Origin of the sequence: Providencia sp. wls1943 (assembly GCF_009706275.1) — a bacterium.
Taxonomy (GTDB): domain Bacteria; phylum Pseudomonadota; class Gammaproteobacteria; order Enterobacterales; family Enterobacteriaceae; genus Providencia; species Providencia zhijiangensis.
The window spans coordinates 87885-100469 of record NZ_WLTU01000007.1 but is presented as its reverse complement, the minus strand read 5'-3'; the positions used below and the strand labels follow the sequence as shown (position 1 = coordinate 100469).

Annotated in this window: 12 protein-coding genes; 2 read left to right on the top strand and 10 right to left on the bottom strand. The window is 40.0% G+C overall.

Features of this window, described 5'->3' with window-relative positions; translation table 11 throughout:
- Positions 1 to 6: 6 nt before the first annotated feature.
- The 7 genes from GKR48_RS02585 to GKR48_RS02555 form a co-directional block, all read right to left on the bottom strand.
- Positions 7 to 1416, bottom strand: a complete 1410-nt coding sequence (locus GKR48_RS02585) for a surface lipoprotein assembly modifier (RefSeq protein ID WP_230088570.1) — start codon at positions 1414 to 1416, stop codon at positions 7 to 9.
- A gap of 102 nt (positions 1417 to 1518) precedes the next feature.
- Positions 1519 to 2271, bottom strand: a complete 753-nt coding sequence (locus GKR48_RS02580) for a Slam-dependent surface lipoprotein (RefSeq protein ID WP_154626766.1) — start codon at positions 2269 to 2271, stop codon at positions 1519 to 1521.
- A gap of 519 nt (positions 2272 to 2790) precedes the next feature.
- Positions 2791 to 3912, bottom strand: coding sequence for a ribonuclease D (gene rnd, locus GKR48_RS02575; RefSeq protein WP_154626763.1), 1122 nt, complete (start codon positions 3910 to 3912; stop codon positions 2791 to 2793).
- Positions 3913 to 4039: 127 nt separating this feature from the next.
- Entirely contained in the window at positions 4040 to 5728 is a 1689-nt protein-coding gene (fadD, locus tag GKR48_RS02570) for a long-chain-fatty-acid--CoA ligase FadD (protein WP_154626761.1), read from the bottom strand.
- 333 nt (positions 5729 to 6061) lie between these two features.
- Complete coding sequence (locus GKR48_RS02565; RefSeq protein WP_154603886.1) at positions 6062 to 6664, bottom strand: Slp family lipoprotein; 603 nt, start codon at positions 6662 to 6664, stop codon at positions 6062 to 6064.
- A gap of 231 nt (positions 6665 to 6895) precedes the next feature.
- A complete protein-coding gene (gene tsaB / locus GKR48_RS02560) occupies positions 6896 to 7591 on the bottom strand; it encodes a tRNA (adenosine(37)-N6)-threonylcarbamoyltransferase complex dimerization subunit type 1 TsaB (protein ID WP_154626758.1) in 696 nt (231 codons plus the stop codon).
- 103 nt (positions 7592 to 7694) lie between these two features.
- A complete protein-coding gene (locus GKR48_RS02555; RefSeq protein WP_272521022.1) occupies positions 7695 to 9620 on the bottom strand; it encodes an ATP-dependent DNA helicase in 1926 nt (641 codons plus the stop codon).
- Positions 9621 to 9768: 148 nt separating this feature from the next.
- Here GKR48_RS02555 and GKR48_RS02550 point away from each other — a divergent pair, with 148 nt between their 5' ends.
- A complete protein-coding gene (locus GKR48_RS02550) occupies positions 9769 to 10116 on the top strand; it encodes a RidA family protein (protein WP_036963562.1) in 348 nt (115 codons plus the stop codon).
- Between the two features lie 354 nt (positions 10117 to 10470).
- Positions 10471 to 11001: a colicin immunity protein Cui gene (cui, locus tag GKR48_RS02545; RefSeq protein WP_154626756.1), complete on the top strand. Its 531-nt coding sequence runs from the start codon at positions 10471 to 10473 to the stop codon at positions 10999 to 11001.
- A 27-nt stretch (positions 11002 to 11028) separates the two neighbouring features.
- Here the strand turns inward: cui and GKR48_RS17740 are convergent, their stop codons facing one another.
- The 3 genes from GKR48_RS17740 to mdtJ form a co-directional block, all read right to left on the bottom strand.
- Entirely contained in the window at positions 11029 to 11562 is a 534-nt protein-coding gene (locus GKR48_RS17740; protein ID WP_336431114.1) for a colicin-like pore-forming protein, read from the bottom strand.
- 139 nt (positions 11563 to 11701) lie between these two features.
- On the bottom strand, positions 11702 to 12034 hold the full coding sequence (gene mdtI, locus GKR48_RS02535; protein ID WP_154626752.1) for a multidrug/spermidine efflux SMR transporter subunit MdtI: 333 nt from the start codon (positions 12032 to 12034) through the stop codon (positions 11702 to 11704).
- A 1-nt stretch (position 12035) separates the two neighbouring features.
- A complete protein-coding gene (gene mdtJ / locus GKR48_RS02530; protein WP_036948234.1) occupies positions 12036 to 12464 on the bottom strand; it encodes a multidrug/spermidine efflux SMR transporter subunit MdtJ in 429 nt (142 codons plus the stop codon).
- Between the last annotated feature and the right edge of the window lie 121 nt (positions 12465 to 12585).

Genomic DNA, 12585 nt, shown 5'->3' with positions numbered 1-12585 from the left:
TACGAACTAAAACGTTTTACTTAAATTTAAACCCACTTCGCTTTTATTATAGGAATAGCTTATTTTTGCACTGCTATCATTAAATTTATAATTAACATACAGTGTTGGTGTTAATGATAAAAATGTGTGACCTAATAGCGTTATTTGGCTATTTAGCTCCCAAGATTCATCGCTACGTTTTGTATTAAGCGCACTGTCGAAATCAAAAAAATCATGGTTACTGCTTGTTAGTTTATTAATTAACTTATTCGTACCAAATATATTAATTGACCCTACTGTTAGTCCTGATACTTGATAGCTATCACTTTTATATTTTTCAATATTTTTACCACCATATAAATTTGAGAATACACTCCATTGTGGATTAACCGAATAAATGGCTGTCATACTGTAATTAATATCATAGCCTGAACGTGATGTTCGTTTACCAAAGAAAGTTTGATTTTTATACATTATGTTAGACAGTAAATAAAGCTTATTGCTGGGAGAATATGCCCCAGTAAGGCTCGCCCCTACACTGTAATGATCAAACAAATGCCCTCGCCAATTGATATCTATAATCGGTGAAAACGTGATCTTTTTATTCCCATAAAGATACTGATAGCTTACTGATGAATAACTTGAAAAACGCCTTTTTACTGAGCGATGAGGGTATTCCCAGACATTTCCACCGATACCCGTTAACAGCGAGTGCCCTCGATATTGCCAAAGGATTTTATTGGCATTTCCTGAAAATCCGTACACCAAACCGGATTTGATTTCGCTACCTTGCATGCACCACACTGTGCCACATTGCTGTTCCTTGTTACCGTGAGCCTCAGTATAGTTTGTGTCATACTTTAAATCCGCATTGAAACTCCCCTGCCAATTAGCGCGATTTTCTAATGCTATAATTTCACTGTCTATCTGTTTTATTCGCTCTTCAGGTAAACCTACTCGATATTTGTTTTTTATTTTCTTGTATAACGTTAATGCTTCACGATGATAACTGTTTTTTATATACACATGCGCTAATTTCATTTCAGCAAACACTGAATTAGGGCTTCCATTAACTATTTTTAAATAAAATTTTAGTGCTAATGGGTAATCGCCATTAAAATAAGCTCTCTCCGCTGAAATATAATCCACCATACCTTTATCGTGATTTTTATCATTTAGATAATCAGGTAATAACTCATCGATTTGCTCAAATTGCTGACGATTGGTTAAATCATAAAGAATAAAACCAAGGTCGTCGACAGTTTTATTTATTTTAAGTGGGATTATAATGGGTGATTTATTTCTTATGTTATTTATTTCAGTTAAAATTTCAATTATCTGTTCATATTGTTGATACCCATAGTTCTGTTCAGAAAATGAATTTACAGAAAACAATAATAGAGTTAATACTTCAATCTTGTTAATTATTTTTTTCATCTCTATTTCCTTTTCTTTTCCCATAAAAATACAGGTAGGCAAAATAATTTTTGCCTACCTGATAACCACGATATTGCTAAACAAGGATGTTAAATAAAGAGATTACTCTTCGGTTTGGCTACCAGCAAATGCGGTGTCATATTGATGGTCACTATTAAACACTGTGATACCACCAACATGTTCCGCATTCTCGCCAAAGAAGCGCCCATAACTTAGACCTGATACTGTGTCATTAGCAATTGCTGAACCTGAGAATGAGCCGGCATCATGTATTTTCCCCTCAAGAGCAATTTTTAGATCTTCGCCTTGTAATGAACCTGTGTAATCTTTATCACCAAAGTCAGCTTCAAATACACCGGAAAGCTTTTTCTCGCCATCATATTGGTTGATGCCAGCAATGGTGTAAGTGGCTTTACCTTCGGTAGGGACTACCGTTGTGGCGTCTTTACCAGAGAAGAAGGCTGTATGTTTAGCATCGTCTGAATCACCTGTTTGTGACCAATCCCCATAATAAACCTCGGCATCTGCTACCTTAGAAAACTGAAATTTTCCCATCCCTGAGTGATTTGATGGTCCGCCACTATTGACTATTGTTACACCTTCGTCTGTTTTTTCTCCCATATTAGTCAGACCTAATAATGAGATTGTTTTTCCTCCTGCAATACTACGATGACCAATGCCAGGATCACCCAGTTGACCGCCATGTGGGCCTCTCACGACTTCCGTTCCAGCAACACGAATATTCGATCTTTCTGTCTCATACGTTTGGCTCTGTGCAGATTCTGTTACCGCACTCGCACAAGTAGAAACCCCCACCAACATAGCAATTAATGTAACTTTAGTGCTTTTATTCATATTCAATTTCCTTATTTTGAAAATAACAAATTAAAAGGAGATGATGCTTTTTGCTCTGTACTCTTGGACGTATTTGCGGGCCCACAAACTGGAAATGATTTTATGAGAATGAGTTTTATTTACAAATAGAGGAATTATAATTCAATTAAGAATCATTGTGTTGGAATGATATTTTTTCTTTTTATTTTTCAATGAACTATAAAACAACCCTCCCCCTACAAATGTTAATCATCGCTGTAATGGGTTATTTTAAGTTCTATTTTTATTTATATTGGCTATTTTTTAAGAGTGATTACAGAATTGAAATGCATTAAATAGTGTCATTAAGATTAATTAGCGGTGTTATTTTTAGATTGGTGCTAAATAATAATCTTCATTATTTGAAGAAGAATAAATATTGAGTATTGACGGGATGAGAATAAAACTTATTGAAATGAGTGACAAAATGCCCAAGAAAAAAAGTACTTTTAAAATGACATAAAGGCGCAAATTTATCGCTATTTTGCGCCTTTATTATGATTACGCTTGGCTAAGTAATTGGGTTAATGGCGCTTCCAGTAACCGGCCTCGCCAACCAGCAAGCAGTTCAGGCTGACAGGATTTCTCTTTTAGCCCCCAATGCACCGCTAATAACTGGTTAATTTGTCTCCGAGAGGCTAATAACTCTGGGTTGAATTTTTCATTCTCGGCGATCTCTTTCACCACCCCTTTGATCTCTTTAAAAATGCTTTTGTATTGGCTCTGCTCAGTAATATTAGCAACGGGTGCTGGATACTGGCTGGCGTCCAGTTTCTTCGCTTCTTCGACAATACTTAACAAGCGGCGACCATGGCAGCGAATTTCTTGTCCCGATAAGCCGAGTGCATCCAATTCACCTAAAGAGCTCGGTAAATAACGCGCGACTTTCCACAAATTTTCTTCTTTAATCACGAAATTGATCGCCATATCCCGCGCTTTTGCTTGATCCAAACGCCATGCCGCCAGCAGCTGTAAGCAAGCAAGTTGTTCATCGCGTAATTGCCACGCATTCGTAATATTTAAGTAGGCTTTTTCAGGCTTGACTGTTTTTTGGCGACGAGCAACCACACGCTGGCACTCATCTTGGGCATCAGCTAAATAGCCTGCTTCCGTCACTTTTTCCATCAAGATTTTAGCCAGTGGCAGTAAATAAAGCACATCCGCCATCGCATAATCACACTGCTTCGAACTTAATGGGCGGGCAAGCCAGTCTGTTCGAGATTCGCTTTTATCTAACTCGACACCCAGATGTTCCGCCACCAGCGTAGCAAAGCCACAGGAAATGGGATAACCCAAAAATGCCGCGACGATTTGGGTATCTATCATCGGTTCTGGCACACAACCAAAATCATGCATAAACACTTCTAAGTCTTCGCTGCCTGCATGTAAGAATTTCAATTGGTTTGGATTGATTAACAGCGCCTTAAATGGGCTAAAATCCGTCATTAATAGCGGATCAATCAGTGAAACCTGTTTTCCATCATACAACTGCAATAAACCCAGCTGTGGGTAATAGGTTCGGGTGCGAACAAACTCAGTATCTAATGCTAACCATGGCGCATCACTGGCCTCTTGGCAGACTTGGGCTAATTCGCTATCTGTGGTGACTAAACGGTAATTCAAAACAAGTTTCTCTTTATTATAATTTGGTTAAGTGTATCTGACTGACACAGTAACGCCGGTAAAAACCGGCGTTACACACATTGCTTTTGTTAATTCATCGCCTAATTAGCTATTCATCGCTTACTCGCTATGACGGTGATTTTTCTCGTGCTTGCTGCTCTTCGGCTCGTAGTTCTTTTCGTAGAATTTTTCCTACGTTAGATTTCGGCAGCTCATCACGAAACTCAAAAATTTTCGGGACTTTATAAGCCGTTAGTGAACGACGGCAAAATGTTTTTAGATCTGCAGCGGTCAGAGCTGAATTTTTGGTGACCACAAAAACCTTCACCGCTTCCCCAGTACTTTCGCTTGGCACCCCAATTGCTGCACATTCGATAACATCAGGATGCATGGAAATAACATCTTCGATTTCATTCGGGTAGACATTAAATCCAGAGACAATAATCATATCTTTTTTGCGGTCAACAATACGAATATAGCCTTCGTCATCTATTTCGGCGATATCACCAGTGGCTAACCAACCATCAACGATAGCTTCACTGGTCGCATCAGGGCGATTCCAATACCCTTTCATCACCTGCGGGCCTTTTACCCACATTTCCCCGGCAGTACCGTGAGGAACTTCATTCCCATCATCATCTAAAAACTTCACATCCGTTGATGGAACAGGTAACCCGATACTACCACTATAAGCTGTTAAATTATATGGGTTACCAGAAACTAATGGGGAACATTCCGTTAAGCCATAACCTTCAAGTAAATGCCGTCCTGTCAGCTCTTGCCACTTCTGAGCAACCGCTTTATGGACCGGCATTCCGCCTCCAACTGACAATCTTAAACGAGAAAAATCAAGCTTTTGGAAGTCTGGGTTTTGCAACCATGCATTAAAGAGCGTGTTAACACCCGTGATTGCTGTAAATGGATAACGGGATAATTGTTTCACCGTATCTGGCACATCTCGCGGGTTAGTGATAAGCAAATTCACCCCCCCCACACTGATAAACAATAAACAGTTTACGGTAAGCGCAAAGACGTGATAAAGCGGCAGTGCCGTTACCACATATTCATGACCAAAATGTAATACAGGGCCATAAGCGGCTTTGGCTTGGGCTATATTCGCTAACATATTGCGATGTGTTAACATTGCACCTTTAGCTACCCCTGTCGTGCCACCGGTATATTGTAAGAATGCTAAATCTTCGCCAATAATATTCGGCTTGATATATTGCATTCGATAACCTTGATGCATGGCGCGACGAAATGAAATGGCATCCGGCAAATTGTATTTTGGAACTAACCGTTTTACATATTTCACCACAAAATCCACAATTGTGGCTTTCGGACGCGGTAGCTGATCCCCTAAGCGGGTTAAAATAACGTGTTTAACTTTGGTATTAAAAACGATTTTTTCTAACGTATGCGCAAAGTTAGAAACGATAACGATCGCTGTCGCCCCGCTATCATTTAACTGATGCTCTAACTCTCGTGGAGTATACAGCGGGTTAACATTAACCGCTACCATACCTGCACGTAAAATCCCAAACAGCGCAATAGGATACTGCAGCAAGTTTGGCATCATTAAAGCAACTCGGTCGCCCTTTTTAAGACCCAATCCATTTTGTAGGTATGCGGCAAATGCGCGGCTTCTCTCTTCAAGTTTACGATAGGTCATTACGGCGCCCATATTAATGAACGCCGGCTGATCCGCATATTGAGAAACGGCATTTTCAAGTAACTCTGCTAATGACGCGAAGTCATCAGGACTTATTTCTTCAGGTACATCAGCAGGATAGTTTTTTAGCCAGATTTTTTCCAAAATGTTACTCCTGAATTTAGTGAGTTATTATTTTACACAACCCTTTAACAAATTATTAACTCATTGTACCAGTTTGAAAATTAGACAATGTTAAGGTTGAGAGCTATATCACTAAATAAATTTCATTCCTTCGAGATAAAAATAAGGCGGTCAATGCCGCCCTATTCAACTTATGATTAATTCACCAGAATTTTAGTCTGCTTATAACTCGTAATTATACACCGTTGTCAGGAATTTTGGGAGAATTAAGCAGTTAATAGTCCACTCCCGCTCAGTTTCTTTATAAAAAAAATCCTAGCTTAACTAGGATTTTTAGCAGAATAATACTATTGCTTAATCTTCCGTTAAATACGTCTGCACTTGGGCAGGCCCCACAGGGTATCCATAGCCCCATCCCCAAGGATGATTATAGTAATATGGGGAACCATAATACCCGTAACCCCATGGACCTGCCGGCGGTGGCATCATTACACTTTGTGCAATACTCCAACGCTGGAAGCCAGTGACATTCATTGTCACATACTGATAAGGTACCTCTCCGATTTTCCCTGCTTGTTCTCCAGTTATGTTACCCACAACAGTGACATAGCGGTTTTTAAAATCGTTTGGCTCAACAAACCCATTGATATACGCGTAAATACGACCAAGCGACGGAGAGTTTAATTCAGGTGCAGCGTCATATTTATTTAATGTCATCACGGCTAGCTCAATCCGCGTTCTTTTCGGCTCATTAAAGACAGACAGTACTTTACCACCGAAACGTGCTTCTTGACCGATATACATCTCCGGTGCATTTTGTACCGACTTAAGATTATCTGCAGGATTAGGTACCGACCCCTTAATAGACTGAGGGATTGATACACAACCTGCTAGCGCTAATATGCCCGCAAGTAATAGCGTTTTCATTGCTGAGCGGTAGCTAAATTGAATTTTCATTTACCACCTCCAATTAGCCGTCATTATAAAGTGAGAGAGTTCGTATTAAAACTGCTGGTATTCCTTATCACATTATATGTGCAATCCAATTTTTATTAACGCTTATTTATTCAATAATAGCTCAATTAAACACCGATTCTATATCTTAGATTAAAAAAATAGCTATCGGTTTTACCCTGATAGCTATTTTTTTCATTTTATTTCATTCGACAAAAATCATGCTGCTTCTATTTATTCGCGACCCGGTAATTTTTTCCAAGTCACTTCATTACGCAAGTAAGTCGGTTCGACATTCTCGACCGCAGTCACTTTTCCTGCCTGCCACAGCTGCTCTGCAATTGGCAGCATATCTTGCGCTGCGGGTAATGTGATTAGGCTGTCGGTCAACAATGGGCCTTCTAATAATTCAGGATAAGCCGCCCAGCCCGTTCCTGCATGACTCCATTGCCCTTCTAATTCCGTAAATTTTAATTTGAAATCAGCGGGTAGCATCACAGCTTCCGTTTCTTCACCTAACCAGAAACCGCGTTCATCGCGTTGATATTGCGCACAATAGATTTCAGACATTCGCGCATCAATCGCCACCAGCACACGGGAACTATTCGTTGTGCGGTATACCCCTTGTGCCAGCGCCATCAACGAGGAAACACCGATCATGGGTAAATCGGCACCCAGCGCTAGTCCTTGAGCAATGCCCACTCCAATTCGAACCCCAGTAAAGCTACCCGGGCCACGCCCAAATGCTAGTGCATCTAATTGATTTAGTTTAATGCCAGCTTGCGCCAGTACTTCTTCTACCATCGGCAATACTTTTTGAGTATGTTCGCGAGGAGAGATAGCAAAACGCGAAATAATTTCACCGTCGCACAGTAATGCGACAGAACAAGCTTCAGTGGCTGTATCAACAGCTAGAATACGACTCGACATGCCTAAACTCCGGCAAATATTAGGTTTTTTGTTGTCGCCTTATGACGGCAACCTGAAAGATGGGCAGTATCTTAGCATAAACCGCCCACGGGATTGCATAAAATTAGTGTTTCTCAGTCGCTTCCGCGCGCTTTGTTGCCAAAAATTCAATCGCTTTATTCAGATCCCGCGTACGTGGCGAAGGGGGTAAGCTTCGCAAAAACACCTCTCCGTAAGGGCGTGTCACGAGCCGATTGTCACAAATCACAATAACACCGTAATCTTTTGTGTCGCGGATCAACCGCCCAACCCCTTGCTTTAATGTGATGACGGCATCGGGTAATTGAACGTCGGCAAATGGGTCTCCGCCTCGGAGTTCACAATCTTCAATCCTAGCACGTAATAGCGGGTCATCCGGTGCAGTAAACGGGAGTTTATCGATGATCACGCAGGTCAATTCATCCCCTCGGACATCCACCCCTTCCCAAAAACTACTCGTCGCCACTAAAACCGCATTCCCCGCGGCAATAAATTGAGCTAACAGTTTATTTTTGCTGCTTTCGCCTTGCATAAGGACAGGCAGCGTAAGCGATGCTTTAAATTCTTCTGCAAGTTCTCGCATCATCAAATGTGAAGTGCATAAGAAGAAACAACGACCTTGGTTTTTTTCGATCAGTGGACGCAGCATATTCGCCAATTTCTGTGCACTTCCCCGTTGATTAGGTTCAGGTAAAAATCGCGGGACACACAGTAAGGTTTGGCTTTCATAATCAAAGGGGCTAGCAAGCAACAATGTTTTCGCGTCACTAAGACCGAGTCTGTCTGTAAAATGGCTTAACTTTTCGTTTACGGAAAGCGTCGCCGAGGTGAACACCCAACTAGCCGGCGTACTCGCGATCATTTCACTGAATTTATCAGCGACAGTGAGTGGTGTTAAGGCTAATAAAAAGTGACGTCCGTAGCTCTCAAACCAGTAACTATAACCCGGAATGGTGACATCCTTTAAGCGGTTAAGACGGTTGCGATAAATCGTCACGCGCTCGAAAATAGAATCCAAACTTTGGGAGCGTCCTAATGACGTTTTGATAACTTCATAACAGAGCTCAAGCGCATCATCGAGTAGCGTTAACGCCCGCTGAACTTCCGACAATTTCAGTAATTCCCGTAAATTACCTCGGAAGCTGTTTTCCCCTAAATTAAGGCGAAAATCCAGTGTGCTTTGCGTCAGTCGATCAGCACTTTTTTGCAATTGGGCTTGGTCTTTTAGCTCTGTACGATACGTCATGATCATATCGCGAGCTAAATCTAACAATTGCCGGCTACTGAGTTGCTGACCAAAATATTGGCTTGCAATATCAGGGATTTGATGGGCTTCATCGAAGATCATCACATCTGCTTGGGGGATCAACTCCCCAAAACCGGTATCTTTCACCACTCTGTCTGCCATAAAAAGATGGTGGTTAACGACCACAACATCAGCATCAAGAGCTTTACGACGTGCTTTGAGTACAAAACACTCTTGGTAGCGGGGGCAATCGCTGCCTAAGCAGTTATCGTTGGTGCTAGTGACTAAAGGCCAAACGGGGCTATCTTCAGCAATATCATGGCAGGTACTGGTATCCCCCAGTTCTGATTCAATGGACCAACTGCGTAATCTCACAACCGCAGCGAGGATCTCCGGTTCGAGGCTACCTCCACCTAGGGATTGCTGGTCTAACCGTTCAAGACACAGATAATTTGAGCGCCCTTTTAATAGCGCCGTTTTACCTGTGTAGCTCATCGCATCGATAATCGTAGGGAGGTCGCGGTGATAGAGCTGGTCTTGTAGTGCTTTCGACCCCGTAGAGACAATCACTTTTTTGCCGCTACGTAATGCAGGGACGAGGTACGCATAGGTTTTTCCTGTTCCTGTCCCCGCTTCAGCCACCAGCACATGCTGCTGCTCAATAGATTGAGTAACCGCGTCAGACATGGTGACCTGCGCAGCTCGAGGTTGGAAACCGGGAATTGTTTTTGCTAGAAAGCCATCTGCTGAAAAGTCGTTAGACACTACGAACCTATATTGCTTACCGTTGATGGACACACTTTACCATGAGTTCAAGATGGCTGCTGAGCTAATTATCGTTTCATCAATGAACTGATTTTCATCATAGTAGCAAACTGATATCCTTGTTCAGCATTGATAATAAGGAACAATTATGACTATTGAACGCATTGACCCAGATACCCGTTGGTCTGAAGCTGTTATCCACAACAACGTGGTCTACTACACTAGCGTCCCAGAAAAACTGGATGGCGACATTATTATTCAAACCGCAGATACCTTAGCCGCTATTGATGTCATGTTAAGCCGTGTGGGTTCCGATAAAAGCAAAATTTTAGATGCGACTATCTTCCTTGCAGATAAAGCAGATTTTGCTGGCATGAACCAAGCGTGGGATGCATGGGTTGTTGCGGGCAGTGCACCTGTTCGTTGCACTGTTCAAGCGGCACTGATGAAGCCAGAATATAAAGTTGAGATCAAAATCGTTGCGGCAATTGATTAGTCTTAATTGATACTTGAAAAAGAATCATCAGCCAAATGGCGCTCACCTTAAGTGAGCGCCATTATTTTTTTAACGGGATAACTTGACCTTTCATTTTCTCACTTCACTTATTTTTTCAGTTTCATTGCGTATCGCCATATGACGGCAGTAACGAGCTTTGGCCTTTATTTTACCTATCCATTTGATTTATTATTAAAAGTAAAAATGTATTATTTAGAGTCTTTACTGTTTCTCATATTCTTTTTTCATCTCAAATGAAATGTGTATTTCTCTACACAGTAGGAAGTAATAAATCTTTACATGACAATAGAAATGAATATTATTATCACCATCATGTGAAGTAGGAATTCTAAAATGTCTTTCAAGATCAATTCAAGCTTAGTTTTTATTATTACCATTTTGCTGGGGGCTATTCCTCTTTCTGCTATATGGTTACACATGATACCCAACATAGTAATAATAAACATTAGTAATTGGATAGGTGAGATACCTGTAATTTACTCAGATTATTATCGAAATGAAAGCTATCTATCCGCTTTATACTGTAAAATGGCACCTTTTTTTTCCATTCCATACTATTTGATTGTATGGAATTCTATAGAAATAAAAAAAGAACATTTTAAATTATATAATAAAGGGATAGTTACAACCATATTTGGTTATTTTAGTATAATTTCAATCACTTTTATTATTACATATATTAATTACTTCTTAAACTATAATATGTCAAATGGAAATGTAAATTTACGCTCAATTTCTGCTTTTGAATTTACTTCATTCCTTTATTATTACGCTATCTTTATATCAGTCTTCACCATTACTTGCGCTACAGTAAATGCATTTCTATTTCTACCTATTAAATATAAAAAATTAAATACAGAATAATTCATAATTATGACTTTAAAAATACCTTTATGGAATAATTTCTTTATTTATTGCAGCAGCAAAATCAGCATCAATATAAGATGTAATCACAGCGGTTAATATGATGGCAGATACAGATAAAAGTGTTACTGAAATAGTAACCGGTAATAATAAGCTTAGGCTTGCTGATGTAAATGCTAATACAATAGGTGATGCAACTCCTGCTAATGCCATAGCTTCAATTTCCAAAACTAGAGGTCTCCAGTTTCCCGTTTCAACCCCCTCTTCAACCTTAGTTTTTATTTTTTCAAATTTCAAAAATTTATCCGCAAGCTTAAAAGAGCCACCTAGTTTATATAAATTCTCCGATAACTTCTTTCCATCTATAAATTTTATAGCCTGAGAAATGGCGGGAAGATCTTTCTTATGAACTTTAAGATATGGATTATTTATTGTTTTTTCTAAGATTTTTAGCGCATCACTTGAATTTTTAATTTTTTTACCTTTAAAATCATTTAATTCATTAATTATTTTATCAGATGCAACCTTGTATTTATCCCCAACGAATGAATAACCATATATTATTCTATGGACATTAGATCAATATTTTAAAATTTTCATTTCACTAAAATTATTAACTTTAGATGTAATTATATATTGAAAAGCTATTAATACTATATTGTAGAATAAGCACTAATAGCTTTAAGAATTGTATTATCCGTTACGACATTTTAATCAATACCATACCGATAAGTAGGAATACTAACCCACCCCAGCCTTTATAGTTTAGGCGTTGATTAAACAGGATCCAGCCGGCAGCAACTGTGGCGATTAAACCGAATGCTCCCCATAAGGCATAAGCGACTGACAGTTCGATTCCCTTCACTGCCTGCGCCAGTGCACTAAATGCCCCTAATACGGCAATGAGAGACAAAATTCCTAACCAATAACGTCTAAAACCATCCGACATTTTTAAAAATACGTTGGCAAGAATTTCCAGTACCACTGCGAGGATCAAAAATGCCGCATGCCACCACTCAAATTGACTGACCATATTACACCTCCGATTTAGCGGTCTTTGTCACTAAAGCTCGGGCTTTGGCGGAATCAACCGCATTTTTAGCAGCTTGTTTTACCTTCTGAGCTGACTGGCTAACAGTCGCTTTTTTGGTGCCTGATTTGATCAATGCAATACCCGTGATCAGGAAAACTAATCCACCGACTTTCATCGGTGACAGTGATTCTCCAAACCACAGCACACTGAAGGTAGTGATCAACAGAACGCCAACCCCTTCCCACATCGCATAAGCGACACCCAGTGCCACTTTTTTTACCGCAACCGCCAGTAAAATATAGGAAGTCGCAATCATCACATACATCACTGCCATACCAGTGAAATCACCGCTTACACTGGCATGTTTCATTGATAACGTACCAATGACCTCAGTCACGATAGCTAATGCTAAAAATATCCAATAAATCATTATAGTACCCCTCTAGATACAGCTTCGCCATAGCCTGTTTTTTGAACAAGATAGAAAGGCAATGAGCTTGATGCTTAAGCTTTAAGCTGTTTAAAATTCAAATAAAAACAAAAGAATGCTG

Bases quoted from the DNA above. Each gene is read 5' to 3' on its own strand.
- GKR48_RS02585 (WP_230088570.1), bottom strand. From the start codon at position 1,416: ATGAAAAAAATAATTAACAAGATTGAAGTATTAACTCTATTATTGTTT.
- GKR48_RS02580 (WP_154626766.1), bottom strand. From the start codon at position 2,271: ATGAATAAAAGCACTAAAGTTACATTAATTGCTATGTTGGTGGGGGTT.
- GKR48_RS02565 (WP_154603886.1), bottom strand. From the start codon at position 6,664: ATGAAAATTCAATTTAGCTACCGCTCAGCAATGAAAACGCTATTACTT.
- tsaB (WP_154626758.1), bottom strand. From the start codon at position 7,591: ATGTCGAGTCGTATTCTAGCTGTTGATACAGCCACTGAAGCTTGTTCT.
- GKR48_RS02550 (WP_036963562.1), top strand. From the start codon at position 9,769: ATGACTATTGAACGCATTGACCCAGATACCCGTTGGTCTGAAGCTGTT.
- cui (WP_154626756.1), top strand. From the start codon at position 10,471: ATGTCTTTCAAGATCAATTCAAGCTTAGTTTTTATTATTACCATTTTG.
- mdtI (WP_154626752.1), bottom strand. From the start codon at position 12,034: ATGGTCAGTCAATTTGAGTGGTGGCATGCGGCATTTTTGATCCTCGCA.
- mdtJ (WP_036948234.1), bottom strand. From the start codon at position 12,464: ATGATTTATTGGATATTTTTAGCATTAGCTATCGTGACTGAGGTCATT.